Source organism: Amycolatopsis thermalba (genome assembly GCF_023376025.1).
GTDB lineage: Bacteria > Actinomycetota > Actinomycetes > Mycobacteriales > Pseudonocardiaceae > Amycolatopsis_E > Amycolatopsis_E thermalba.
This window is the reverse complement of record NZ_CP091196.1, coordinates 6,214,007-6,238,925: the sequence shown is the minus strand read 5'-3', so window position 1 is coordinate 6,238,925 and position 24,919 is coordinate 6,214,007. Positions and strand designations below refer to the sequence as shown.

Annotated in this window: 20 protein-coding genes; 8 read left to right on the top strand and 12 right to left on the bottom strand. The window is 72.4% G+C overall.

The features are described from left to right. Positions 1 to 17 precede the first annotated feature (17 nt). Positions 18 to 173, top strand: coding sequence for a hypothetical protein (locus L1857_RS30225; protein WP_240323187.1), 156 nt, complete (start codon positions 18 to 20; stop codon positions 171 to 173). Here L1857_RS30225 and L1857_RS30220 read toward each other — a convergent pair. Genes L1857_RS30220 through cobU form a run of 3 tightly spaced genes read right to left on the bottom strand, consistent with a single transcriptional unit; the run spans position 156 to position 2,552 of the window. Then, positions 156 to 887 carry an adenosylcobinamide-GDP ribazoletransferase gene (locus tag L1857_RS30220; RefSeq protein WP_094006235.1) on the bottom strand — a complete coding sequence of 244 codons (732 nt, stop codon included), beginning with the start codon at positions 885 to 887 and terminating at the stop codon, positions 156 to 158. The genes L1857_RS30225 and L1857_RS30220 overlap by 18 nt on opposite strands. 22 nt (positions 888 to 909) lie before the next feature. Next, positions 910 to 1,935 (bottom strand): nicotinate-nucleotide--dimethylbenzimidazole phosphoribosyltransferase, encoded by a 1,026-nt coding sequence (cobT, locus tag L1857_RS30215; protein WP_116110646.1) that lies wholly within the window; start codon positions 1,933 to 1,935, stop codon positions 910 to 912. After that, on the bottom strand, positions 1,932 to 2,552 hold the full coding sequence (gene cobU, locus L1857_RS30210) for a bifunctional adenosylcobinamide kinase/adenosylcobinamide-phosphate guanylyltransferase (protein WP_094006237.1): 621 nt from the start codon (positions 2,550 to 2,552) through the stop codon (positions 1,932 to 1,934). Before cobU ends, cobT begins: the two co-directional genes overlap by 4 nt. A 36-nt stretch (positions 2,553 to 2,588) precedes the next feature. Here cobU and L1857_RS30205 point away from each other — a divergent pair, with 36 nt between their 5' ends. Both L1857_RS30205 and L1857_RS30200 read left to right on the top strand, forming a co-directional pair. Then, the gene (locus tag L1857_RS30205; protein ID WP_162831046.1) at positions 2,589 to 3,521 is read left to right on the top strand and encodes a cobalamin biosynthesis protein; all 933 of its coding nucleotides are present in this window, start codon (positions 2,589 to 2,591) and stop codon (positions 3,519 to 3,521) included. After that, positions 3,518 to 4,993 (top strand): cobyric acid synthase, encoded by a 1,476-nt coding sequence (locus tag L1857_RS30200; protein WP_116110648.1) that lies wholly within the window; start codon positions 3,518 to 3,520, stop codon positions 4,991 to 4,993. The genes L1857_RS30205 and L1857_RS30200 overlap by 4 nt, the downstream gene beginning before the upstream one ends. Positions 4,994 to 5,180: 187 nt before the next feature. On the opposite strand, the gene L1857_RS30195 is transcribed toward L1857_RS30200, so the two are convergent. From L1857_RS30195 to gltB, 4 genes are all read right to left on the bottom strand, one after another. After that, on the bottom strand, positions 5,181 to 5,966 hold the full coding sequence (locus L1857_RS30195) for a DeoR/GlpR family DNA-binding transcription regulator (RefSeq protein WP_094006240.1): 786 nt from the start codon (positions 5,964 to 5,966) through the stop codon (positions 5,181 to 5,183). A gap of 93 nt (positions 5,967 to 6,059) precedes the next feature. Beyond that, the gene (locus tag L1857_RS30190; RefSeq protein ID WP_116110649.1) at positions 6,060 to 7,454 is read right to left on the bottom strand and encodes a Dyp-type peroxidase; all 1,395 of its coding nucleotides are present in this window, start codon (positions 7,452 to 7,454) and stop codon (positions 6,060 to 6,062) included. A 440-nt stretch (positions 7,455 to 7,894) separates the two neighbouring features. Continuing rightward, on the bottom strand, positions 7,895 to 9,346 hold the full coding sequence (locus L1857_RS30185) for a glutamate synthase subunit beta (RefSeq protein WP_116110650.1): 1,452 nt from the start codon (positions 9,344 to 9,346) through the stop codon (positions 7,895 to 7,897). Next, a complete protein-coding gene (gene gltB / locus L1857_RS30180) occupies positions 9,339 to 13,868 on the bottom strand; it encodes a glutamate synthase large subunit (RefSeq protein ID WP_249467001.1) in 4,530 nt (1,509 codons plus the stop codon). Before gltB ends, L1857_RS30185 begins: the two co-directional genes overlap by 8 nt. Positions 13,869 to 14,345: 477 nt before the next feature. Here gltB and L1857_RS30175 point away from each other — a divergent pair, with 477 nt between their 5' ends. The 3 genes from L1857_RS30175 (at position 14,346) to L1857_RS30165 (ending at position 18,013) form a co-directional block, all read left to right on the top strand. Next, positions 14,346 to 15,131, top strand: a complete 786-nt coding sequence (locus tag L1857_RS30175; protein ID WP_116110652.1) for an MBL fold metallo-hydrolase — start codon at positions 14,346 to 14,348, stop codon at positions 15,129 to 15,131. Positions 15,132 to 15,428: 297 nt separating this feature from the next. Continuing rightward, complete coding sequence (locus L1857_RS30170; RefSeq protein ID WP_094006245.1) at positions 15,429 to 16,010, top strand: DedA family protein; 582 nt, start codon at positions 15,429 to 15,431, stop codon at positions 16,008 to 16,010. Continuing rightward, entirely contained in the window at positions 16,007 to 18,013 is a 2,007-nt protein-coding gene (locus L1857_RS30165; RefSeq protein ID WP_094006246.1) for a phage holin family protein, read from the top strand. Before L1857_RS30170 ends, L1857_RS30165 begins: the two co-directional genes overlap by 4 nt. 1 nt (position 18,014) lies before the next feature. Here L1857_RS30165 and L1857_RS30160 read toward each other — a convergent pair whose 3' ends face one another. The 3 genes from L1857_RS30160 to L1857_RS30150 form a co-directional block, all read right to left on the bottom strand. Continuing rightward, positions 18,015 to 18,788 carry a 2-keto-4-pentenoate hydratase gene (locus L1857_RS30160; RefSeq protein WP_162830667.1) on the bottom strand — a complete coding sequence of 258 codons (774 nt, stop codon included), beginning with the start codon at positions 18,786 to 18,788 and terminating at the stop codon, positions 18,015 to 18,017. Next, positions 18,785 to 19,582, bottom strand: coding sequence for a 2-keto-4-pentenoate hydratase (locus tag L1857_RS30155; protein ID WP_094006247.1), 798 nt, complete (start codon positions 19,580 to 19,582; stop codon positions 18,785 to 18,787). The genes L1857_RS30160 and L1857_RS30155 overlap by 4 nt, the downstream gene beginning before the upstream one ends. Positions 19,583 to 19,691: 109 nt before the next feature. Continuing rightward, positions 19,692 to 20,234 (bottom strand): TetR/AcrR family transcriptional regulator, encoded by a 543-nt coding sequence (locus tag L1857_RS30150; RefSeq protein WP_094006248.1) that lies wholly within the window; start codon positions 20,232 to 20,234, stop codon positions 19,692 to 19,694. 66 nt (positions 20,235 to 20,300) lie between these two features. Between L1857_RS30150 and L1857_RS30145 the strand changes: the two genes are divergently transcribed. Beyond that, a complete protein-coding gene (locus L1857_RS30145; RefSeq protein ID WP_116110654.1) occupies positions 20,301 to 21,056 on the top strand; it encodes an ABC transporter ATP-binding protein in 756 nt (251 codons plus the stop codon). Between the two features lies 1 nt (position 21,057). After that, positions 21,058 to 22,374, top strand: a complete 1,317-nt coding sequence (locus L1857_RS30140) for an ABC transporter permease (protein ID WP_249466998.1) — start codon at positions 21,058 to 21,060, stop codon at positions 22,372 to 22,374. Positions 22,375 to 22,526: 152 nt separating this feature from the next. Here L1857_RS30140 and L1857_RS30135 read toward each other — a convergent pair whose 3' ends face one another. Both L1857_RS30135 and L1857_RS30130 read right to left on the bottom strand, forming a co-directional pair. Next, a complete protein-coding gene (locus L1857_RS30135) occupies positions 22,527 to 23,777 on the bottom strand; it encodes an ABC transporter substrate-binding protein (protein ID WP_094006251.1) in 1,251 nt (416 codons plus the stop codon). Then, positions 23,774 to 24,913, bottom strand: coding sequence for a branched-chain amino acid ABC transporter permease (locus L1857_RS30130; RefSeq protein ID WP_094006290.1), 1,140 nt, complete (start codon positions 24,911 to 24,913; stop codon positions 23,774 to 23,776). Before L1857_RS30130 ends, L1857_RS30135 begins: the two co-directional genes overlap by 4 nt. Between the last annotated feature and the right edge of the window lie 6 nt (positions 24,914 to 24,919).

The window sequence follows — 24,919 nt, the reverse complement described above, 5'->3', positions numbered from 1 at the left end:
AGACGTTCGAGGCCGCGATGCCGCTCAACACCATGGCCTACAACACGTCCATCGCGCTGGGGGCGTTGTTCGGCGGGTTGTTCGCCGACCACCTGGGGGTCACCAGCGTCGTCTGGTTCGGGGCGGTGCTGACGGCGGCCGCGCTGCTCCTCGTGTTACGGCGCGAGCGCTAGCCAGCTCGCGGCGGCGGCGAACTCCACGCAGGCGCCGAGCACGTCCCCGGTGATGCCGCCCAGCCGGGTGGTGCAGCGCCACAACACGAGGCCCGCCGCGAGGACGGCCGCCGCCACCGCGAGTGGGCCCCGCCACCACTCCAGGCCGGGGGCGAGCGTGGCCAGCCCGGCGGCGGCGCAGAGTGTCGCGGCCGTCCACAGCGGACGGATGCTCCCGGCAACCGTGGCGCCCAGGCCCTCGGGGCGCGCGGAGGGCACCCCGCGCGTGCAGCACAGCGCCAGCACCCAGCGGCTCGCGAGCGTGCCGGCCACCGCCGCCGTCACCCCGTGCCCCGCGGAGATCGCGCCGCCGAGTGCTCCACATTGGATGATCAGGACGAGGACCAGCGTGGCGACGCCGGTGGGCCCGGAATCGCCGCGGCGCATGATCTCCAGCGCGCGGGTGCGGTCGAAGGACGCGCCGAGACCGTCGGCGGTGTCGGCCAGGCCGTCCAGGTGCAGCCCCCGGCTGGCCAGACCCACCGCGCCGACCGCCAGGCCGGCCACGGCCAGCACGGGCAGCCCGAGTGCGTCGCCGGCCAGGACGACCAGCCCGGCCAGGACCGCGAGCGGCACGGCGGCCAGGGGCGCCAGCAGCATCGCCCCGGCCGCCACCCGCCGGTCGATGACGCGCGGCGCGGGCACCGGGAGCGCGGTCAGGGTGCCCAGCGCCATCCGCAGCGCGTCGGAAACCCGGTCAGGCAAGGTCGGCCAGCAGACCCATGTCCGCGATGATCGCCCGCGCCGCGCGCAGCGTCGGGATCGCCTGGACCGCCCCGCTGCCCTCGCCGAGACGCAAGCCGAGGTCCAGGATCGGCGTCAGCCCGAGCGCCTTCAGCGCGAACGCCTGCGACGGCTCGGTCGACCGGTGCCCGGCCAGCCACCACCGCGCGGCCTCCGGCGCGATCTCCGCCGCCACCACCGCGGCCGCGCCGGAGAACACGCCGTCCAGCAACACCGGCACCCCGCGCACGGCGCCCTGCACCAGGAACCCGGCCGTCGCGGCGGCGCAGGCGCTGCCCAGCGCCGTCAGCAGCTCGAACGGGTCCGCCACGCGCGCGCCCGCCCGCTCGACCCCGGCCCGCACCACGGCCACCTTCCGCGCCCGCCCGGCCTCGTCCACGCCCGTCCCGGTGCCGACGACCTCCTCGGCGGGCACCCCGAGGGCCGCGGCGACCAGGGCCGCCGCCACCGTCGTGTTGCCGATGCCCATGTCACCCGGGATGAGCAGGTCCGCCCCGTCGTCCACCTCGGCGTCGGCGACCCGGCGGCCCACCTCGAAGGCCCGGCGAGCCTCGCCCGGCGCCAGCGCGTCCTCGACCTCGATCGACCCCGAGCCGCGCCGGACCTTCCACGCGCGCACCTCCGCGGGCACGTCCGACAGGTCGTCGTCCACCGCGATGTCCAGCACCCGGACTCCCGCGCCGGCCTCGCGGGCCAGCACGTTCACCCCGCTCTTGCCGGCCAGGAACACCCGCACCATCGCCGCGGTCACCTCGCGCGGGTACGCCGACAGCCGGCTCACCCCGTGGTCCCCGGCGAACACGACCACCCGCGGCCGCTCGATCGGCGGCGGCGGGACCTGCCCGGACGCGGCGCACAGCCACGCGGCCAGCTCCTCCAGCCGCCCCAGCGCGCCGACCGGCTTGACCAGCGCGTCCAACCGCTCCAGCGCGGTGGCGTGCGCGGCCGCGTCGGGCGCCGGGATGTCGAATCCGGTCACAGCAGAGCCCTTTCGCCGAGGTGCAGGACGCGCCCCGCGACCACCAGCTGGACGCTGTCCGCCTGGGCCGCGACGCGGTCGTTGAGCGCCCCCAGCACATCACGGAACAACCGCCCGGAGGCTGTCGCGGGCACCACACCCATGCCGACCTCGTTCGTCACCGCCACGATCGGCACGTGCGCGTCCCGCCACGCGTCGAGGAACTCCTCCATGCGCTCGTCCAGCCGCAGCTCCCAGCCCTGCTTGGCCTCCCACGCGCCGACGTCGCCGAGCACGCGCGTGACCCAGGTGCCCAGGCAGTCGATCAGCAGCGGCCGCGACGCCTTCCGGACCGTCGTGGCGAGGTCACCGGTCTCCACCGTGCGCCAGTTCGCCGGTCTGCGGGCCTGGTGCAGCGCGATCCGCGCCGCCCATTCGGGATCGTCGCCGCTGGGCACCGGGCCCGGCGCGACGTAGACGACTTCGGGATGGCGGGCCATCAGACGCTCGGCGTGGCGCGACTTGCCCGAGCGAACCCCGCCCAGGACCAGCACCTTCACCTCGTCGTCCCCGTACCGGCGGAGCAGCCGGGCGGCGGCCTCCAGTGAGGCGGCCAGCCGCTGGGTCAGCTTGGTCATACCCGGCATTCTCGTGCACGAGCTACCGTCCCGGGTGTGGTGTATGCAAGATCGTTGACCGCGCTCGGTCTCGTGGCCGGTTACGCGCTGGACGCGGCCCTCGGTGATCCGCGGCGCGGCCATCCGGTCGCGTTGTTCGGGCGCGCCGCGAAAGCCCTGGAGCAGCGGGTCTGGGCCGATTCGCGGGCGCGCGGCGCCGCGTACGCCGCGACCTGCGTCGGCGCCGCCGCCGGGCTGGGGGCGCTCGCCCAGGCCGCCACGCGCCGGCGCCCGGCCGCGCGTGTCGCGGTGACCGCGCTGGCGACCTGGACCGTCCTCGGCGGCCGCGGCCTGGCGAACGAGGGCGAGGCGATGGCGGTGCGGCTGGAGTCCGGTGACGTGCCCGCCGCGCGGCAGCGGCTGGGCCACCTGTGCGGGCGCGACGCCTCCGTCCTGGACGACAAGGACCTGGCCAGGGCCGCCACCGAGTCGATCGCCGAGAACACCAGCGACGCGGTCGTCGCGCCTCTGCTGTGGGGCGCGGTGGCCGGGGTGCCGGGGCTGCTCGGGTACCGGGCGCTCAACACGCTCGACGCGATGGTCGGGCACCGGACCCCGCGCTTCGAGCGGTTCGGCTGGGCCGCCGCCCGCGGGGACGACCTCGCCAACCTGGTACCCGCCCGCGCCGGGGCGCTGATCACGGCACTCTGCGCGCGTGTGGTGGGTGGCCGCCCGGGGCGGTCGCTGCGCGTGTGGCGGCGGGACGCCGGACAGCACCCGAGCCCCAACGCCGGGCAGATCGAGGCCGCCTTCGCGGGCGCGCTCGACGTGCGGCTGGGCGGGGTGAACAGCTACGGCGGCCGGACCGAGGACCGCGGCACGCTCGGTGACGGCCCCGCGCCCGGCGTGGCCGACCTGCGCCGGGCGGTGCGGTTGTCGCGCGCGGCCGGGCTGGCCGCGCTCGCCCTGGCCGCGGTGGTGGCGCGATGAGGGGCCTGCTGGTCGCCGGGACCACGTCGGACGCCGGGAAGAGCCTGGTCACCGCCGGCATCTGCCGCTGGCTGGCGCGCCGTGGGCTGCGGGTGGCGCCGTTCAAGGCGCAGAACATGTCGAACAACTCGATGGTCTGCGCGGACGGCGCGGAGATCGGCCGCGCGCAGTGGCTGCAGGCGGTCGCCGCCGGGGTCGAGCCGGAGGCCGCGATGAACCCGGTGCTGCTCAAACCGGGCAGCGACCGGCGCAGCCACGTCATCGCGCTCGGCAAGCCGTTCGGGACGCTGGAGGCCGGCGAGTTCGCCACCGGCCGCCGCGAGCTGGCGCGCCTCGCCTTCGAGGCGTTCGACGAGCTGCGCACGCGGTTCGACGTCGTGGTGTGCGAGGGCGCGGGCAGCCCGGCCGAGATCAACCTGCGCCAGGGCGACTACGTGAACCTGGGGCTGGCCCGGCGGTTCGGGCTGCCGGTGGTGGTCGTCGGCGACATCGACCGCGGTGGCATGCTGGCCGCGATGTACGGGACGGTCGCGCTGCTGGAACCCGAGGACCAGGCGCTGCTCGCGGGCTGGGTGGTGAACAAGTTCCGCGGCGACGAGGCGCTGCTGCGGCCGGGTCTGGACCGCATCGCGGAGCTGACGCACCGGCCGGTGCTGGGGGTGCTGCCGTGGCTGGACGGGGTGTGGATCGATTCCGAGGACGCGCTCGCCGTCGCGGGCTGGCGGCACGAACAGCAGGCCACGGGCGGGCTGCGGGTCGCGGTCGTGCGGTTCCCGCGCGCCTCGAACGCGACCGATGTGGACGCCCTCGCCGCCGAACCGGGCGTGACGGTCACGCTGACCGCGGACCCCGACACGGTGCGCGCCGCGGACCTGGTCGTGCTGCCCGGCACCCGCGCCACGGTGAGTGATCTGCGGTGGCTGCGGGAGCGCGACCTGGAGCCCGCGCTCGCCGCGCGTGCCGCCGCCGGGCAGCCGGTGCTGGGGATCTGCGGCGGCTACCAGATGCTCGCGGAAACCATTGTGGACGACGTCGAGTCCGGCGCCGGGACCGTGCCCGGGCTCGGTCTGCTGCCGACGCGGGTGTCGTTCAGCGCGGAGAAGGTGCTCGGGCGGCCGGTCGCGCGGTGGCGCGGGCACGAGGTGGCGGCCTACGAGATCCACCACGGCAGCGCGACGGCGACCGGGGACGGCGCCGAGCCGTTCCTGGACGGCTGGCGGCGCGGGTCGGTGTGGGGCACGACCTGGCACGGCACCCTGGACAACGACGGGTTCCGCCGGGCGTGGCTGGCGGAGGCGGCGGCGCAGGCCGGGGTGTCCTGGTCACCGGCGGCGGGGGCGCCCGGGTTCGCGGCCCTGCGCGAGTCGATGCTGGACCGGCTCGCCGACGCGGTCGAGCAGTGCCTGGACACCGGCGCCCTGCTGCGGTTGATCGAGCGGGGCGCGCCGGAGGGCCTGCCCCGCGTGGGCTGACCCCCGCGAGTCCCACGTTCCCGTCCGCGAGTTCCACGTTCCCGCGAGCGAGTCCCACGTTCCCGCGAGCGAGTTCTGCATTCCTGCTGGGGAGTTCCCCACCGGACCGCGCCCCGCCCCGCCGCTGAACGTGGAACTCGCGGGCCTGGGTGTGGAACTCGCGGGCCTGGGTGTGGGACTCGCGCCCTCAGACGAGCGTGACCCGCACGCCCTCCAGTTCGAAGGCCGACACCAGGTCCGGCTCCGCCGCCGAATCGGTGATCAGCAGGTCGATGTCGAGCGTCGGGCAGATGCGGGCGAACGCGTAGCCGCCGAGCTTCGAGCTGTCGGTGACCACCACGACCTTCTTGGCGCGGTGCGCGAGCAGCTTGACGATCGCCGCCTCGGCCTCGTGGTGGGCGTACGCGCCCCGTAGCGGATCGACCGCGTCCACCCCGAGGAACGCCAGGTCGAGGCTGACCTCCTCCAGCACCATCCCGGCCAGGTGCCCGGTCAGCTCGAACGACTGCGGCCGCGCCACCCCGCCCGTGCTGACCAGCCGGATGCTCTGCCGCACGGTCAGCTCGTACGCGATGTTCACCGCGTTGGTGACCACGGTGAGCGCCGGGGAACTGCCGCGGTCGTTGAATTCCGGCCGGGTCGCGATCGCGCGGCTCACCTCGGTCGTGGTGGTGCCGCCGTTGAACCCGATCACCATTCCGCGATCCACCAGACGGGCCGCGGCCTCGGCGATGCGGCGCTTTTCCACGGTGTGCTGGGCGGCGCGGTGCCTGCCGGGGAGGTCGTAGGCGACATTACCGGCGAGGGCGCCACCGCGCGTTCTCGTGAGCAATTGGCGGCCTGCCAAATGATCGAGATCGCGGCGGACCGTCGCGGGGGAGACGCTCAGCTTCTCCGCCGCCTGATCCACCTCGACCCGGCCCTGCTGGCCGATCATTTCGAGCAGCGTGTTCAACCGCTCATGCCTGTCCACGCATCAGTCATACCCGCTCGCGCGCGCATTGTGAACACTGATCATGAGACCGGCCCGCCGGGCGGCGCACCCGGCGGGCTGTCGGAATTTTCCTCACAGGCTCCGCAGGAACGCCAGCGACGGCATGAAGAAGTATTCGCCGCCCTTCATGGTGACCGCCTGCGGAATGGGATCGGCGGCCTCGGCCACGTTGTTGTGGCCCCATTCCGGCGGGTATTTCTGCGGTTCCCGAATGCCCTGTCCGATGACCGGATCCAGGCCCGGCTGGGAACCGTCCGGCGGGAACGGGAAGGCGGGGTTGTTCGCCCAGATCTGCTGCGTGAACTCGAACTGGTTGCCCAGGCTCGAGTTGAAGGCCATGAACAGCAGGCCGACGTCCTTGGCCGGGCGCAGCCGCGGCGGCAGGTCGGCGTTCGGGTCGTCGTGGCGGCGGCCGTAGGTCTGGCCGCGGCGGGCCATCAGGTGCTTGCGCTCCTCCTCCGGTGCCTCCGCCCCGCCGGACCCACGCGGGTTGGTCTTGCGGATGTGCGCGTGGAACGGGCACTTCTGGCCCAGCTTGTCGCTGTCGTAGCTGAAGTCGTTGCCCACCGGGTGGTGCGAGCCGGGCGCGCTCTGCCCGGTCAGCGGGGTGCCGTCCTCGAACCGGCCGACCAGCATCGCGCCGGCCCGCTCCCGGTCCTCGCCACGCAGCCCGAGGTCGTGCGCCAGGTCGCGCTCGGCCTCCTTGAACAGCCGGACGTTCTGCTCCAGCTTGCGGAACACGAAGTAGCTTCCGAAGTGGACGGTGGGGTCCGGCGCGGCCGGGTCGGGCACGAGGATCTGCTCCAGCGGCGCCGACGGGTCCCACTCGCTGACGCCGTCGGTGGTGTCCCGCTCGGCGTCGATGTCCTCGGTGAGGAACAGCGGCTGGCTGCGCCCGTCGACGTAGCCGAAGTGCTCGATGCCGTCGCCGTTGGCGTTGGCCATCCCGAGGCCGGACTCCTCGCCGAGGATCGTGACCGACGCCGGGCGCAGCGCCTCGACCTGACGGCGCAGGGTGCGGACCGGTCCGGCGGTGGCGTCGCCGATGAGGACCACGGCGTCGATCGTCTGCTGGTAGTGGCCTTCCCACTCGGTGACGGCCGGGTCGGCGAGCTTCTCGACGGCGGCCTTCGCGCCCGCGGTGAACGACGGATCGGCCGGCGCGGTGACGCCGAGCGTGGCGTAGCCGTGCGCGGACAGGCCGACGCCCAGATAAGGCGTGCCGGCGGCCTTGGTGCGCTTGTGCGCCTCGACTTCCTCCAGGTGCGCCTTGGCGGACTTCATCAGCCCGCTCAGGCCCCGCAGGAAGGTACGTGCTTCGGCGGCGTCGCCGAAGCCGAGGAACAGCACGGTGAGGCGGTCCCGGACGTGCGCCTTCAGGATGTTCGGCTGCAGCTCGGCCAGCATGGCGGCCGCTTCGCCGCTGGCCGACTTCCAGGACAGCGTGGTGGACAGGTCGACAGGCATGAACGCCCCCTCGTGGATTGACCCCAGTCACGGTGGCGGCGCCGCGAGGCCCCTGATCGTGTGCGGCGCCGTCACCTGCTCCTAAGTCGCCGCGGAGGGCGGTCAAGTACGAAATGGGCGTGTTTTCACTCGATCGGATTAGCGGGGGGCCGCTACGCGGGTGTCTACTGCACCGGCTTCGCTTCGCAACGCCCGGATTGGTAGCCCTCCCGAACCCGATCTTTCAGTGTTCGGTTGCCGAGAAGTCGCGTCAAGGCGGGAAAGCGTGCCTTGACCCCGCTGCTCGGCAACCGATGTGGGCTGGGGATCGGGTGCGGGAGGGGGAGTGGTTCGGGGGGTTGTTGCTGTGCGCTGCCGGGTGGCGGTTGGTGTTGTGTGGCGAAGAATTGGGTGCGGGGTGGGCCGCCGCGGCTCCGTTGCCGCGGCGGTCACCCCTGGTCCTAGGCGATCGGCCGGTCCGTGGGTGCGATCGGGGCCGGGAGGACGTTCCGGCCGGTCAGGTAGGCGTCCACCCCGGCCGCGGCGGAGCGGCCCTCCGCGATCGCCCACACGATCAGTGACTGGCCGCGGCCCATGTCGCCCGCCACGAACACGTTGTCGACGCTCGTCCGGAAATCCGAGTCCCGCGCGACGTTGCCGCGCGCGTCCAGCTCGACGCCGAGCTGCTCGATCAGGCCTTCACGCTGGGGGCCGACGAAACCCATCGCCAGCAGCACCAGCTGCGCGGGCAGCTCCCGCTCGGTGCCCTCGACCTCGACGAACTTCCCGCCCTCGTTGCGGACCTCGACCAAGCGCAGCGCGCGCAGATTCCCCTGCTCATCGGCGAGGAACTCCTGCGTGCTCACCGAGTACAGCCGCTCGCCGCCCTCTTCGTGCGCCGACGACACCCGGTAGATCATCGGGTACATCGGCCACGGGTGGGCCTCCGACCGGGTCTCCGGCGGGCGGGGCATGATCTCCAGCTGCGTCACCGACAGCGCGCCCTGCCGGTGGGCGGTCCCGACGCAGTCCGCGCCGGTGTCGCCGCCACCGATCACCACGACGTGCTTGCCCTCGGCCGTGATCGGCGACGACTCCAGCTCGCCCGACGCGACCCGGTTCGCCAGCGGCAGGTACTCCATCGCCTGGTACACGCCGGTCGTCTCGCGACCGGTCACCGGCAGGTCCCGCCACGCGGTCGCGCCACCGGCCAGCACCACGGCGTCGTAGTCCGACTTCAGCTGCTCGGCGGTGATGTCGACCCCGACGTTCACCCCGGTGCGGAACTCGGTGCCCTCGGCCCGCATCTGCTCCAGGCGCCGGTCCAGCCGCCGCTTCTCCATCTTGAACTCGGGGATGCCGTACCGCAGCAGCCCGCCGATCGCGTCCGCCCGCTCGAACACGACCACGTCGTGCCCGGCGCGGGTCAGCTGCTGCGCCGCCGCCAGGCCCGAGGGACCGGAACCCACCACGGCGACCTTCTTGCCGGTGCGCGTCTTCGGGACCTCGGGCGTGATCCAGCCCTCCTCCCAGGCGCGGTCCACGATGGAGATCTCGACCCGCTTGATCGTCACCGGGTCGTTGTTGATCCCCAGCACGCACGCGGTCTCGCACGGCGCCGGGCACAGCGTCCCGGTGAACTCCGGGAAGTTGTTCGTGGCGTGCAGCCGCTCGATCGCGTCCCGCCAGTCGTCGCTCCAGACCAGCGTGTTCCACTCCGGGATCAGGTTGCCCAGCGGGCAGCCCTGGTGGCAGAACGGGATGCCGCAGTCCATGCAGCGCCCGGCCTGCTGCTCCAGCTTGTTCGACGCGAAGTCCTCGTACACCTCGCGCCAGTCGAGCAGCCGCAGCGGCACCGGCCGGGTCTTCGGCGTCTCGCGCGGCGTCGTCAGAAAACCCTTCGGGTCAGCCATGTGCGGCCTCCATGATGGCTTCGTTCACGTCCCGGCCGTCGCGCTCGGCTTCCGCCCGCGCGGCCAGGACCCGCTTGTAGTCCTTGGGCATGACCTTGCCGAACCGCCCGATCGTGGTCTCCCAGTCGGCCAGCAGCGCCCGCGCCACCGGCGACTCGGTCTCCACGAAGTGCGCCTCGACCGCGTCCCGCAGGAACTCGACGTCCTCGTCGTCCAGCGGGTCGACGTCGACCATCTCCGGGTTCACCCGCAGCGGCGACAGGTCCAGCACGTAGGCGATCCCGCCGGACATGCCGGCGGCGAAGTTGCGCCCGGTCGGCCCGAGCACGACCACGCGACCACCGGTCATGTACTCGCAGCCGTGGTCACCGACGCCCTCGACGACGGCCAGCGCGCCGGAGTTCCGCACGCAGAACCGCTCGCCGACCTTGCCGCGCAGGAAGATCTGCCCGCCGGTGGCGCCGTAGCCGATCACGTTGCCGGCGATGATGTTCTGCTCGGACGCGAGCCTGGCCTCCTTCGGCGGGCGCACGATGATGCGGCCACCGGACAGGCCCTTGCCGACGTAGTCGTTGGCGTCGCCGAACAGCCGCAGCGTGATCCCCTTCGGGATGAACGCGCCGAACGACTGCCCGGCGGTGCCGGTGAAGGTCACGTCGATCGTGTCGTCCGGCAGGCCCTCGCCGCCCCAGCGCTTGGTCAGCTCCGATCCGAGCATGGTGCCCACGGTCCGGTTGACGTTGCGCACCGGCAGCTCCAGCCGCACCTTGTCGCCGGAGCTGAGCGCGCCCTCGGCGAGCTGGATCAGCGTGTTGTCCAGCGCCTTCTCCAGGCCGTGGTCCTGCTTGACGACCTGGTGCCGCGCGGCCCGCGGCTCCAGCTCGGGCACGTGGAAGATCGGCGACAGGTCCAGCCCGCGCGCCTTCCAGTGGTCCACGGCCGGGCGGGTGTCGAGCACCTCGGCGTGCCCGACGGCCTCCTCGATCGACCGGAAGCCCAGCCGCGCCAGGTACTCGCGCACCTCCTGGGCGATGAACTCGAAGAAGTTCACCACGTACTCGGCCTTGCCGTTGAACTTCTCACGCAGCTTCGGGTTCTGCGTCGCCACGCCGACCGGGCAGGTGTCCAGGTGACAAACCCGCATCATGATGCAGCCGGACACCACCAGCGGCGCGGTCGCGAACCCGAACTCCTCGGCGCCCAGCAGCGCGGCGATCACCACGTCGCGGCCGGTCTTGAGCTGGCCGTCGGTCTGCACCACGATCCGGTCGCGCAGCCGGTTGGCCAGCAGCGTCTGCTGCGTCTCGGCCAGGCCCAGCTCCCACGGGCCACCGGCGTGCTTGATCGAGGACAGCGGCGAGGCGCCGGTGCCGCCGTCGTGACCGGAGATCAGCACGACGTCCGCGTGGGCCTTGGACACACCCGCCGCGACCGTGCCCACACCGACCTCGGACACCAGCTTCACGTGGATGCGGGCGGCCGGGTTGGCGTTCTTCAGGTCGTGGATCAGCTGCGCCAGGTCCTCGATCGAGTAGATGTCGTGGTGCGGCGGCGGGGAAATCAGGCCCACACCCGGCGTGGAGTGCCGGGTCTTGGCGATCCACGGGTACACCTTCGCGCCGGGCAGCTGGCCGCCCTCACCGGGCTTGGCGCCCTGCGCCATCTTGATCTGGATGTCGTCGGCGTTGACCAGGTACTCGCTGGTGACGCCGAACCGGCCGCTGGCGACCTGCTTCACGGCGCTGCGCCGCTCCGGGTCGTACAGCCGCTCCGGGTCCTCGCCGCCCTCACCGGTGTTGGACTTGCCGCCCAGCCGGTTCATCGCGATCGCCAGCGTCTCGTGCATCTCCTGCGAGATCGAGCCGTAGGAGATGGCGCCGGTGGCGAACCGCTTGACGATCTCGGAGACCGGCTCGACCTCCTCGATCGGCACCGGCGGCCGCACGCCCTCCTTCAGCTCGAACAGGCCGCGCAGCGTGAACAGCTTCTTCGACTGCTCGTCGACGGCGTTCGTGTACTCCTTGAACACCTCGTACCGGCCGGTGCGGGTGGAGTGCTGCAGCTTGAAGACCGTGTGCGGGTTGAACAGGTGCGGCTCGCCCTCGCGCCGCCACTGGTAGTCCGAGCCGATCTCCAGCTCGCGGTGGTTCGGGCGGAACCCGTCGCGCGGGAACGCGCGGGCGTGCCGCTGCCGGACCTCCTCGTGCAGGACGTCGAACCCGACACCGCCCAGCCGCGAGGTGGTGCCGGTGAAGCAGGTGTCGATGACCTCCTGCGACAGGCCGAGCGCCTCGAAGATCTGCGCGCCGGTGTAGGAGGCCACAGTGGACACTCCCATCTTCGACATGGTCTTGCGGACGCCCTTGCCCAGCGCCTTGATCAGGTTCCGGGTCGCCTGCTGCGCGGTGACGCCCGGGATCTTGCCGTCCCGGGCCAGCTCCTCGACCGTGGCCATCGCCAGGTACGGGTTGACCGCGGCGGCGCCGTAGCCCAGCAGCAGCGCGATGTGGTGCACCTCGCGGGCGTCGGCGGTCTCGGCGATGATCCCGACCTGCGTGCGGGTCTTCTGCCGCACCAGGTGGTGGTGCACCGCGCCGGTGAGCAGCAGCGACGGGATGGCCGCGTGGTCGGCGTCGACCCCGCGGTCGGACAGCACGATCAGCCGCGCGCCCTCGGAGATCGCGTTGGACACCTCGGTCCGGATCTCCTCCAGCCGAGCCAGCAGCGCGTCGCCGCCGCCGTGCACGTCGTAGAGGCCGTGGATGGTGACGGCGGTGAACTCCGGCAGGTCGCCGTCGTCGTTGATGTGCACCAGCTTGGCGAGCTCGTCGTTGTCCAGCACCGGGAACGGCAGGACGACGCGGCGGCACGATTCGCCGGTGGCCTCCAGCAGGTTCGGCTGCGCGCCGAGCTGGGTGCCCAGCGAGGTCACCAGCTCCTCGCGGATCGCGTCCAGCGGCGGGTTGGTGACCTGGGCGAACAGCTGGATGAAGTAGTCGAAGATCGGCCGCGGGCCGGACGACAGCGGCGCCAGCGGCGAGTCGTTGCCCATCGAGCCGATCGGCTCGGCGCCGGATTTCGCCATCGGCGACAGCAGCGTGTCCAGCTCTTCCTCGGTGTAGCCGAAGGCCTGCTGACGGCGCACCAGCGACGCGTGGGTGGGCACCTCGCGCTCGCGCTCGGGCAGTTCTTCCAGGCGCACCAGGCCCTGGTCGACCCAGTCGCCGTAGGGGTGCTCGGCGGCCAGCTGCCCCTTGATCTCCTCGTCGTCGATGATCCGGCCCTGCGCCGTGTCGACGAGGAACATGCGGCCCGGCTCCAGCCGGCCCTTCTGCACGATCGTCGACTGGTCCAGCTCCAGCACGCCGACCTCGCTGGCGAGCACGACCAGGCCGTCCTCGGTGACCCAGTAGCGCGCCGGGCGCAGGCCGTTGCGGTCCAGCACGGCGCCGATCTGGGTGCCGTCGGTGAACGACACCAGCGCCGGGCCGTCCCACGGCTCCATCAGGGTGGAGTGGAACTCGTAGAAGGCGCGGCGCGCCTGGTCCATCTCCTCGTGGTTCTCCCACGCCTCCGGGATCATCATGAGGACCGCGTGCGGCAGGCTGCGGCCGCCCAGGTGCAGCAGCTCCAGGACCTCGTCGAAGCTGGCCGAGTCGCTCGCGCCACGGGTGATGATCGGGTAGATCCGCTTGAGGTCGCCCGGGATCAGGTCGGTGGACAGCATCGACTCGCGCGCGTCCATCCAGTTCCGGTTGCCGCGCAGCGTGTTGATCTCGCCGTTGTGCGCCACGTACCGGTACGGGTGGGCCAGCGGCCAGGACGGGAACGTGTTGGTGGAGAAGCGGGAGTGCACCAGGCCGATCGCGCTCGTCACGCGCTCGTCGGTCAGGTCCGGGAAGAACCGCGGCACCTGCGGTTCGGTGAGCATTCCCTTGTAGACGATGGTGCGGGCGGACAGGCTCGGGAAGTACACGTCCTCGTCGGCCAGCAGGTGCTCGGCGCGCTTGCGCACGCAGAACGCGGCGCGCTCCAGGTCCAGCCCGGTGCGCACACCTTCGCGCGAGGCGAGGAACAGCTGTGCGAAGTGCGGCATGGTCGAGGCCGCGGTCGGCCCGACGTGCTCGGTGTCCACCGGAACCTCGCGCCAGCCCAGGACCCGCAGGCCCTCCTCGGCGACCAGACCCTCGATGGCGCTCATCGCGCGGCCGCGGGCGGTTTCGTCGACCGGCAGGAACGCGGTGCCCACGGCGTAGTGGCCGGCCTCGGGCAGGTCGAAGCCGACGACCTCGCGGAAGAACGCGTCCGGGACCTGGATCAGGATGCCCGCGCCGTCACCGGTCTCGGGTTCGGCTCCTCTGGCGCCACGGTGTTCGAGGTTGCGCAGGGCAGTCAGGGCCTTGGACACGATGTCGTGGCTGCGTCGGCCGGACATATCGGCGACGAACGCGACACCGCAGGCATCGTGCTCGTATTGCGCGTCGTACAAGCCTTCCGGCTTGCGAACACTGTGGCGGGTCACGGCTGGCCGTCTCCTCACACGTGGGCGCGGCGCGGGCTGCTGTTAACACAGCAGCCCTCCTGCGCGATGGTCAGTCGAGAGCAGAAGTACGAGTCGCCTGAACGAGGGCAGAACTCGGTACACCGGCCACACGTCGTCGGGTGGCCGCCGGTCGGCACGTCTTCGGGCCGCTGGCGCGCGTCAGCGAGGTTCCCGGGTCGTGGTGGGCGGGTTCCCGCGGCGCGCCAGTTACCCCCGGGTTCGCCGGGTCTTATGACAGTAGTGTGAATTCGCCGTTATCGACATACGTCGACCGGACCTCGTGGCATATGCCATACGGCCGTTGACGCGACAGCCCCCGGTGTGGAAGTACCGTTGCACCAGCGTTGACCTGCGGAAAAGTGCGCGCGTGATCACTTCACCGGTTCGGGTGGATGTCCGATCAAGTAATCAAGGTGTTACGGACGCGGTGCGGCCGGAGGCCGGGATACTCGGGATGTGGAGGGTCTGGTGCTGCGTTTCCTCGGCCACTCGACGGTCCGGATGGAGATCGCTGGCCGGGTCGTGCTGACCGATCCCGTGCTGACGCGCACGGTGGGCGGTTTGGTCCGGGTCGCGCCGCCGCTGGATCCCGCCGCGTACGCCGACGTCGATCTGGTGCTGATCTCCCACCTCCACGGGGACCACCTGCACGTGCCGTCGCTGCGGTTGCTGGGGCGGCACGTGCCGGTGGTGGTGCCGCGCGGCGCGGGCGGCTGGTTGCGGCGGCGGGGCTTCGCCGAGGTCGCGGAACTGGACATCGGGGAGCGGTTGTCGCTGGGTGATCTGCGGGTGACGGCGGTGCGGGCGGAGCATTCGGGGCACCGCTGGGGGCCGCGGTTCACGCACGGCCCGCAGGCGCGGGCGAGTGGTCATGTGGTGGAGGCGCCGGGGGTGCGGGTGTACGTGGCCGGGGACACGGACCTGCACGACGGGATGGCCGAGCTGGCCCCTGTGGATGTTGCGTTGCTGCCGGTGTGGGGCTGGGGGCCGAACCTCGGGCCGGGCCACCTGGACCCGGCGCGAGCGGCGGAGGCGGTCGCCCGGGTCCGGCCCCGCGTGGCGGTGCCGGTGCATTGGGGCACGCTGGCGGTGCCGGGCGTGGCGCGAACACCCCGGATGCGGCGCCTGCTGGTGGACCCCCCGAGAACCTTCGCGGCGACGGTGGCGGAACGGGGTTTGGAGACCGTGGTGGCGGTGACGGAGCCCGGAGAGAGGGTGAAACCGCACGAGGTGCCCCGGTGAGGCCGCTGACTGGCCCGGCTGCTGCTGGGGCTTCGGGCGCTGCCGGCGGTGCCTGGGCTGCTGCCGGGGGCTTCGGCGCTGCGCCGACACGCTCCGCCCGCTGAGCCGACACGCTCCGCCCGCTGAGCCGAGCGCGGCGGCTGCCCCGCCCCTGGGCACCGCCCGCCGCCCGGGGGCCGCTCGAGCCCAAAAACATCGCCGGACCGGGTGAAAAATCCGTGGCCTGTGACGTTTTGCCGCGAGGCTGATCGGCGTGCCCCGGCGGCACCTCCTGGCACCGCGTGATGGGGTGGCCCCGTGAACTGGACCGACCTCTCCAGCGTCGGCTACCCGACCCTCTTCCTCGGCGTCCTGATCGGCTCGATCGTGCCCATCGTTCCCACCGGGGCCGTCGTCGGGGGAGCGGCCGCCATCGCCATGACGACCGGGCACCTCTCGCTTCCGCTGGTGCTTCTGCTGTCCACCGCCGGGGCGATGATCGGCGATGTCGTCACCTTCGCGGTCGCCCGGCTGGGCAGCGACGCGGCGGTCCGGTGGCTGGCGCGCGGGCAGAAGCCGGAACGGCTCGTCGCCGCGCGGGAGCGGTTCGCGCGGCAGGGGTGGCAGCTGGTGATCGTCGGGCGGCTGCTGCCTGCCGGGCGCATCCCGGTGCTGCTGGCCGCCGGCGCGGTCGGCTACCCGTGGCGCCGGCTGGTGCCGGCGACGGCGGTCGCGTGCGTGTTGTGGGCCGTCGCGTACGCGCTGCTCGGCGTGGTCAGCGGCGGCCTGTTCGACTCGCCGCTGGTCGCGACCCTGCTGGCCGCCGTGCTCGTGCTGCTGGTGACTGGTGTGATCAACCTGGTGGCCAAGCGCCGCAGGGAAAGGGCGAGGGTGGGATGACAACCGCTGAAGGAGGCCGGCTTCTCCGGCGTGGACGGTCGCTCGCGCGGTTCGCCCTCGTGTGGCTGACCACGTCGCTCGCGCTGGTCGGCATGGACGACCTGCTCGACGGCTTCGCGATGCCGGACTGGTGGCAGCCACTGGTGTGCGGCCTGCTGCTGAGCCTGCTGACCGCCGTCGTGTGGCCGCAGGTGCTGCGGGTGGCCCTGCCGCTGGCGCTGTTCACGCTCGGCATCGGCAGCTTCCTGTTGCTCGGCGCGGGCGCGGTCGCCGCGTTCGCCGTGGTGCCCGGCGTGGAGGTCACCGGGCTGCGCACCGGGTTCCTCGTCGTGGTCGGGGTGTCCGCGGTGAGCGGTGTCGTGTCCAGCGTGCTCGCCCTCGACGAGGACGAGGTGTTCTTCCGCCGGGCCCGCCGCCGCTCGCGCCGCTGCCCGGAGCTCGCGGCCGACGTCCCGGCCGGGCTGATCTTCCTGCAGGTCGACGGGCTCGGCTACGACGTCGTCCGCCGCGCGGTCCGGGACGGCGACATGCCGACGCTGGCCCGCTGGCTCGCCGAGGACAGCCACGCGCTGGTGCGCTGGCAGACCGACTGGAGCTCCCAGACCGGCGCGAGCGTGTGCGGCATCCTGCACGGCTCCAACCACGACATCCTCGGGTTCCGCTGGTACGAAAAGGACCGCGACCACGTGATGGCCTGCGCCCACCCGCGCGACGCGGCCGAAATCGAGCGTCGGCACTCCGACGGCCGCGGCCTGCTCGCGGTCGACGGCGCCGGCCACGGCAACCTGTTCACCGGCGACGCCCCGCACGTCAGCCTCACCATGAGCGCGGTGTCGGTGCTGCTGCCCAAGGGCCTGCGCCGCCGCCGCGAGGACCGCGTCGGCACGGGCTACTACGCCTACTTCGCCAACCCCGTCAACGCGCTGCGCACCCTGGGTTCCGCACTGGCCGACATCATCCGCGAGGTCTCGGCCTCGGCACGACAGCGGCGGGCGGGCGTGGTGCCGCGGGTGCCGCGCGGCGGGATCTACCCGATCGCCCGGACCGGCACCACGGTCATCTCACGCGACGTCGTGGTGTCCGCGGTGCTGGAGGACATGCTCAACGGCCGGCCCGTGGTGTACGCGGACTTCCTCGGCTACGACGAGGTCGCCCACCACTCCGGCATCGAACGGTTCGACACGCTCGCCGTGCTGCGCGCGATCGACCAGCAGATCGGGCGGCTGCACCGGGCGTCGCGGCTCGGGCCCCGGCCCTACCACCTGGTGGTGCTGTCGGATCACGGGCAGACGCAGGGGTGGGCGTTCGCGCACCGGTTCGGCGAGTCGCTGGAGGACCTGGTCGGACGGCTGTGCGGCGGGCCGGCGCCGGAGCCGGTCGCCGGTGGTCCGGTGGCGACGCGGCTGCGGGAGCGGGTGACCGGCGCGCGGCGGATCGAGCACCGGCCCAAGGAGGACGCGCGGCACGAGGTCATGCGGGTGGCGCCCGGGGTGGTCGTGGTGGTGTCCGGGCACGTCGGGATGGTGTCGTTCACCGAGCACGAGGGCCGGGTTTCGCTGGAGACGATCGAGCGCGAGTACCCGGAGTTGCTGCCCGCGCTGGTGGATCACCCCGGGGTCGGGTTCATGCTGGTGCGCAGTGACGAGCACGGGCCGGTGGTGCTGGGCCGCGATGGTGTGCACCGGCTGGCTTCCGGGGAGGTGCTCGGCGAGGATCCGCTGGCGCTGTACGGGAAGCACGCTCCGGACCTGATCCGGCGGGTGGACACCTTCCCGCACTGCGCCGACATCATGATCAACAGCCGGTGGGATCCCGAGACCGGGGAGGCCTCGCCGTTCGAGGTGCACGTGGGGTCGCACGGCGGGCTCGGCGGGGAGCAGGAGCGCGGGTTCCTGATCCATCCCAAGGAGTTCGAGCCGCCGGGCGAGCTGGTGGGGGCCGAATCGCTGCACCGGTTGTTCCGGCTGTGGCTGACGAAGCTGGGCCACCCGGAGCCGGAGTGAGTCAGCCCGCGAGCGTCACCGAACCCAGGCTCGTGAAGTGCGCCGCGATTCGTGAACCGGGGGAGATCGGCACCGCGTCGGTGAGGCCGCCGGTCAGCACGACCCACCCGGCCTCCAGCGCCAGCCCGCGCTCCGCCAGCGAGTTCGCCGCCAGCGCGAGTGCCTCGCCGGGGTGGCCGAGTACCGCGGCTCCCGTCGCGCTGTCCACGATCGCTCCGTCGACCTCCAGCAGGCACCCCTCCAGGGACAGATCGAGCCCGGCGGGCGCGACCCCGACCGGCCCGGCCCGGAACACGCTCGACGACGCGTTGTCGGCGATCGTGTCGGCGGCGGCGAACCGGAAGTCCTCGTACCGCGAGTCGATGACCTCGATCCCGCCGTAGACGCGGTCCACCGCCTCCATCGCGGTCGCCGCCGTGACACCGGGGCCCGCCAAGCGGGAGCCCAGCACGAACACGATCTCCGGCTCGGCGCGCGGGTGGATCAGCTTCGGCAGCGGGTCCGCGGCGGGCAACACCATCGCGTCGGTCAGCCACGCCATCACCGGGCGGTCCACGCCCATGCGTTCCTGCTTCGCCTTCGACGTCAGCCCGAGCTTGAGCCCGATCAGCTTCTCGCCCCGGGCCAGCCGCAACCGCAACGCCTCGTCCTGCACGGCGTACGCGGTGCGCACATCCAGGCCGGGCCACTCCTCGGTGAGCGGGCCGCGTGCGGTTCCCGCGTCCTCCGCGGCCAGCAGCACCCGCGCCGCCTCCGCGATGCTCCACTCGGTCACGCGTCCTCCTCCGGCCCGAACACGGCCGTCACACTGCCCAGCCCCGCCACCGTCGACACCACCGTCTCGCCCGGGCGCACCGGGATCGCCCGCGTCATCGACCCGGGCAGCACCACGTGCCCCGGCTCCAGGTCGATGCCCAGCGGGCCGACCGTGTTCGCCAGCCACACCAGCGCGTTCAGCGGCGACCCGAGCACGGCGCCGCCCGCCCCGGTCGCCACCAGCTCACCGCCCGCGTGCAGGGTGCAGCCGGCCAGGCGCAGGTCCACGGTGGACAGTGCGGTCGGCCTGCTACCCAGCACCACGCCGCCGGAGGAGGCGTTGTCGGCGATGGTGTCGACGATCGAGATGCGCCAGTCCTCGATGCGGGAGTCCACGATCTCCAGTGCCGGAACCACGAAGTCGACGGCGCGCACGGCGTCGGCGACGGTCACGCCCGGCCCGGACAGCTTCCGCCCGAGCACGAACGCGATCTCCGGCTCGATCCGCGGCTGCAGGAAGCGCGCGACGGGGATCGGCTGGTGCTCCAGGTGGAACATGCCGCCGGTGAGGTGCCCGTAGTCGGGCTGGTCGACGCCCATCTGACGCTGCATCGCGGCCGAGGCCAGGCCCACCTTGTGGCCCTTGACCTCCTCGCCGCCCTCGGTCCACACGCGCACCTGGTCGAGCTGGATCCGGTAGGCATCCTCGACGGTGGCGCCCGGGTAGGTCTCGATCAGGGGCGCGATGGGCTTGCCCGCCGCGTAGGCCTGCAGCAGGAGGTCGGCCGCCTCCCGCACCGCTGTGGCATCCATGGTCGAAACTCTCGTGCGCGCCCGCGGGGATCGCAAGAAGAACGTCCCGCTGGGCGGCACACGGTCGGGCGGGCCCCGGTGGTGCGCCGCGCTGCGAGCTATCCGCGCCTCAGACCGCCACGTGCTGGTCCGCCGCCACGATCTCCGCTGCCGTGGGGGCCTGGTCCGGGTCCGTCAGCCACTGCAGCGCCACCCCGACGAGCAGCGAGTAGTAGTGCGCCCCCACGATCCGGACCCGCGCGGGATCCGCGTCCGGCGCCAGGCCGCCGAACGCCCGGGCCAGCGCGGTCCGCGCGGCCTGCTGGGCCTGCGCGTTCATCTCCCGGATGCGCTCGTCGTGCTGGAGGTAGGCCACCCCCTCGAAGTTGACGAACCACAGCTGCCGGTTCGCCTGGATCGACTCGATGATCCGGCCCCACCGCGCCTCGTTCGTGTCGCCCTCGCCGAGGGCTTCGAACAGCAGCTCGCCCCACTCGGTGTTCAGGTCGTGCAGCGCGCGCGTGAGCAGCCCGTCCTTCGACCCGAAGTGGTAGTTGATCGACGCCAGGTTCGCCCCCGACGCGGCTGCCAGGTCTCGCGCCGTCGTGCGCGCGTAGCCGACGCGCAACAGACAATCCCGCGCCGCCGTCAGCAGGTTCTCCCGGTGTCCCACGTCTGCTATCGTATCAGATAAACGTTCGTTTTAAACGTACGTTCAAACCATCGAAGGGGATTCACCATGGGCACACCTGCCGTGCGCATCAGGGGGCTGCGCTGCAGATTCGAGGGAGAGGCCGGACCGGTCGACGCGCTGCGCGGCGTCGACCTCGACGCCGCCAAGGGCTCGTTCCTGGCGATCATGGGCCCGTCCGGCTCGGGCAAGACGACGTTGCTGCACAACGCGGCCGGGCTGCGCACCCCGACCGCGGGCACCGTCGAGCTGGACGGCGTGAGCCTCGCCGGGCTGGACGAGACCCGGCTGGCGGAGCTGCGCCGCCGCCGCATCGGGTTCGTCTTCCAGGCGTTCAACCTGCTCCCGGCGCTCACCGCCCGCGAGAACGTGGAGCTGCCGCTGCGGCTGGACGGCCGCCGCACGGACCCGCGGCGCACCGACGCGCTGCTGGCGAGCGTGGGCCTGGCCAACCGCGGCGGTCACCGGCCGGACCAGCTCTCCGGCGGGCAGAAGCAGCGCGTCGCGGTGGCGCGGGCGCTGATCACCGACCCCGAGGTCGTCTTCGCCGACGAGCCCACCGGCGCGCTGGACATCCGCAGTGCGCGGGAGGTGCTCGGCCTGCTGCGCGGCCTCGCCGACCGCGGCCAGACGATCATCATGGTCACCCACGACCCGGTCGCCGCGTCGTTCTCCGACCGGGTGCTGTTCCTGGCCGACGGCCTGATCGTCGACCGCCTCGACCGCCCGTCCGCGGCGGCGGTCGCGAGCCGCATGGCGACGCTGGTCGAGTCGGCCGAGCGCGCCGCGATGGGGGTGAGCTGACGTGGTGGGCCTGGCGCTGCGGCTGTTCCGCCACCACCGCGGCGCGGCGGTCGCGACCGGCCTGATCGCGGTGATCGGGATGGCGCTGGTCACCGCGATGACGGCACTGCTCGCGACCGGGCTCGCGGACACCACGACCGTGGCCGACCGGTCGTTCCTGACCCAGTTCCCGCTGATCATGGGTGGCTGGGTGGTGGCGATCGTGGTGTTCGCGACGGTCTCCACCGTCACCGTGACCCTCGCCGGCCGGGCGGGCGAGATCGGCGGGCTGCGCCTGATCGGGGCGACGCCGAAGCAGATCCGGGTCATGGTCTCGGCCGAGACGTTCGCCGTCGCCACCGTGGCGTTGCTGCCCGGCCTGGGCGCCGGCTACCTGCTGGGCTGGATCGTGCTGGCCGCGGTCCGGTCGTCCGGCCTGACCGACCCGGCCTCGGCCTACTCGCCCGGTCTCGGGCTGCCGCTCGCCGGGGCCGTCGTCGTGCTCGTCGCGAGCGCGGCGGCGGCGTGGATCGGCAGCCGCGGGACGGCCGGGCGCAGCCCGGTCGGTGGCCCGCCGCCCGCGGTGGCGCGGCGGTCGGCCCGCCCGCGGCGGGTGGCCGCGGCCGTGCTGCTGGTGGCCGGGATCGGTTCCGCCTCGGCGGTTTTCGGCCTGCCGGCCGACAGCATCGCGACCACCGCGATGACCGGCCCGGCCACCGTGTTCGTCGCGATCGGACTGTCGATGCTGGCGCCGGAACTCGTGGGCGTGGGCAACCGCGTCCTGGCGGTCCTGTCCCCGCGCGGCGCGGCGGGGCACCTGGCGGCCATCAACCTCGCCGCGGCCCCGGAGCGGGTGCGGCCCGCGGTCACGTTCCTCACGCTGCTCGTCGGGGTTTCCGCGGGCACGCTCGCCATGCAGGGCATCGAGAACCGGCATTCCGCCGGGGGCGGCACCGCGCAGGTGCTGGCCTCGATCAACTACCTGGTGGTGGTCCTGATCGCGGTGTTCATGGCGATCGCGCTGACCAACAACCTGGTGGCCGCGCTCGGCCGCAGGCGCGAAGAGTTCTCGGCGATGTCGCTGATCGGTTCCACGGCCGGGCAGACCCGCGGCATGCTGCTGCGGGAGATCGGTCTCGCGACGGTCGTCAGCGTGGTGGCGGCGGTGGCCGGCGCGGTGGTGTGCGTCATCCCGTTCGCCGTCGTCAAGACCGGCAGCGCGGCGGCGGCGTTCGACGCCGGCCCGTACCTGCTCAGCGTGGTGTTCGGCGTGGTGATCGCGCTGGGCGCCACGGTCGCGGCCGGCGGCCGGGTGGTGCGCGCCGTGACCGTCCACTGAGCGTGGAACTCGCGTGCCTGAGCGTGGGACTCGCGTGCCTGAGCGTGGGACTCGCGCGACCGAGCGTGGGACTCGCGCTCAGCGCACGCGACCGCGGTTCGATCGTCGTTTCCAGGAGGGCGCCCCGGTCCGCGGACCGGGGCGCCCGTGCCTCACTTCTCGTGCGGAGCCTTGTAGTCCTTCGCGTCCGGGGCCTCGAACAGCGGCTTCACGTACTTGATGCCGCCCTCGACGCTCGCGTCCGGCTGGGCCACGTACACCTCGCGGGTCGGCGGCGCGCCGGGCTTGGAGAAGTCCAGCGCCGCGACCAGGTCACCGGTGTCGGCGGAGGTGGTCTGCTGCAGCGCGTTGAGGATGCCGTCCCGGGTCAGGTCCTTGTTGTCACACGCCTTCCGCAGCACCGCGCCCCACACCTCGGCCACCGCGTAGCCGTAGGGCACACCGGCGTTCGGTGGCTCCGGGAATCCCGCGGCCTTGTACTTGGCCAGCACATCCTTGGCCTTCGGCACGTCCGCGGCCACCGGCACGCTGCTCGCCACGACGTACAGCCGGTCGAGCGCGTTGGCCGCCGGGCTGTTCAGCAGCACCGGGTCGAACGTCGGGTTGTTGCCCAGCAGCGGCACGTTCAGCCCGAGCGCCTTGTTCGCCGCGGCCACCGAACCGGTCTGCGCCGGGGTGGTGGTCAGCATGATCGCCTTGACACCCTCACCACGCAGGCCGGTGACGATGTTGGTCAGGTCGTTGTCCGACGAGGTGATCTTGACCTCGCGCAGGTTCATGCCGTGCTTCTGCGCGTAGTACCGGGCGCCGCGCAGGCCGTTGATGCCGTACTCACCGTCGATGTAGATGTGGCCGACCGTGTCGCCGTCCTTGATCATGCCCTGTTCCTGCAGGTAGGACATGCCGTCGATCATCTCGACGTCGTAGGTCGTGCCGACGATCATCACGTACGGGTTGTCCAGCAGCTCCGAGGACCAGGACGCCGGCGTCGCGGTCGTCTTGTCGGCCTTGATGTTCTGCTTCAGCGCCGCCATGATCGGCGACCCGACGATCTGGACGAACCCGAGCACCTTCGGTTCCAGCTGCGGGTACAGGGTCTTGGCGGTGTCGGCCTTGTAGGCGTGGTCGACGATCTCCAGCTTGACCTGCCGCCCGCACACGCCGCCGGCCGCGTTGAAGTCGTTGACCCACAACTGGTTGCCGTGCGTGATGCCGATCGAGAGGTTCTTGAACGGGCCCGTCATGTCGGTCATGACACCCAGGGTGATCTCGTTGGCGGTGACGCCGAGATCGGTCTTGACGCCGGAGGCGTCCGAGCCGGACGATCCCTGATCGCCCGCCTTGGTGCCGCACGCGGCGATGGCCAGCATCGCCGCGAGGACCAGGGAAAGCCGTCGCTTCATCGGGACGTTCCTTCCTTCTTTCGTTCCCTGTGCAGGCCGCCGGTGATCCGGCGCCCGATCGCCGCGAGCCCGCCCGGCTCGAAGAGCACGACGAGGATGATCGCGGCGCCGTAGACGAAGGTGCTGACGAGGATCGGGGTGAACGCACCCTCGCCGCTCCCGGTGAAGATCCCCAGCTGCGTCGAGTAGAGCGAGAGCACCTGCGGCAGGCCGAACACGATGAGCGCGCCGACCAGCGCGCCTCCGATCGACCCGAGACCGCCGATGATGACCATCGCCAGGTAGGCGATGGAGACGTTGATGCCGTACGTGCCGAACTCGTTCTCGTCCGGCTTGAGGATGTCGAACCACAGCACGGTCATCACGCCGGCCAGCCCGGCGTAGGCCGAGGACACCGCGAACGCGCCCGCCTTCGCCCGTGCCACGTTGACGCCCATCGCCGCGGCGGAGGCCTCGTGGTCGCGCACCGCGCGCCAGGACCGGCCGACCCGGCTGTTGACCGCGCCGCGCGCCAGCGCGAACGCGATCACCGTCAGGGCCAGGTAGAGGTACCACATCTTCTCGGCCTGCCGGAACGGCACACCGAGGATCACCAGCCCGCCCGAGCTGTCGAAGGTGAACCCGAACAGCTCGAACGGCGCCGGGGTGCGCCCGGTGGAGGTGCCGCCGGTGAACCGTTCCGCCGACTGCCCGAGGAACAGCCCGAGGAACACCAGCGACAGCGACGCGACCCCGAGGTAGATGCCGCGCAGCCGCCCGGACACCGGCGCGAACGCCAGTCCCAGCAGGGCGGTGAACGCGACCGCGGCCAGCAGCGACAGCAGCGGGTCCACGCCGAACCCGATCACCCGCCCGTCCTCGGTGCCGCTCGCCAGCACCGTGTACGTGGTGCCGCCGGCGAGCAGGAAGAACGCGTGCGCCAGCGACAGCTGACCGGCCTGCCCGACCAGCATGGTCAGCCCGATCGCGCCGACCGCGCCGACCATCATCCACTGCCCCGCCTTGAGCCACTCCGCGCCGAGGTAGAGCGGCAGCACCAGCAGCACGGCCAGCAGCACCAGCCAGGCGAGCAGCCGCAGCCAGCGCAGCGGCTTCGCCGGGGCCTTCGCGGGCGCGTCGGTGACCGTGGCCCGCATCGCAAG

Excerpts from the sequence above, each read along its gene's own strand:
- L1857_RS30225 (WP_240323187.1), top strand. The coding sequence starts at position 18 with ATGCCGCTCAACACCATGGCCTACAACACGTCCATCGCGCTGGGGGCG.
- L1857_RS30220 (WP_094006235.1), bottom strand. The coding sequence starts at position 887 with ATGGCGCTGGGCACCCTGACCGCGCTCCCGGTGCCCGCGCCGCGCGTC.
- cobU (WP_094006237.1), bottom strand. The coding sequence starts at position 2,552 with ATGACCAAGCTGACCCAGCGGCTGGCCGCCTCACTGGAGGCCGCCGCC.
- L1857_RS30200 (WP_116110648.1), top strand. The coding sequence starts at position 3,518 with ATGAGGGGCCTGCTGGTCGCCGGGACCACGTCGGACGCCGGGAAGAGC.
- L1857_RS30190 (WP_116110649.1), bottom strand. The coding sequence starts at position 7,454 with ATGCCTGTCGACCTGTCCACCACGCTGTCCTGGAAGTCGGCCAGCGGC.
- L1857_RS30185 (WP_116110650.1), bottom strand. The coding sequence starts at position 9,346 with ATGGCTGACCCGAAGGGTTTTCTGACGACGCCGCGCGAGACGCCGAAG.
- L1857_RS30165 (WP_094006246.1), top strand. The coding sequence starts at position 16,007 with ATGACAACCGCTGAAGGAGGCCGGCTTCTCCGGCGTGGACGGTCGCTC.
- L1857_RS30155 (WP_094006247.1), bottom strand. The coding sequence starts at position 19,582 with ATGGATGCCACAGCGGTGCGGGAGGCGGCCGACCTCCTGCTGCAGGCC.
- L1857_RS30145 (WP_116110654.1), top strand. The coding sequence starts at position 20,301 with ATGGGCACACCTGCCGTGCGCATCAGGGGGCTGCGCTGCAGATTCGAG.
- L1857_RS30135 (WP_094006251.1), bottom strand. The coding sequence starts at position 23,777 with ATGAAGCGACGGCTTTCCCTGGTCCTCGCGGCGATGCTGGCCATCGCC.
- L1857_RS30130 (WP_094006290.1), bottom strand. The coding sequence starts at position 24,913 with ATGCGGGCCACGGTCACCGACGCGCCCGCGAAGGCCCCGGCGAAGCCG.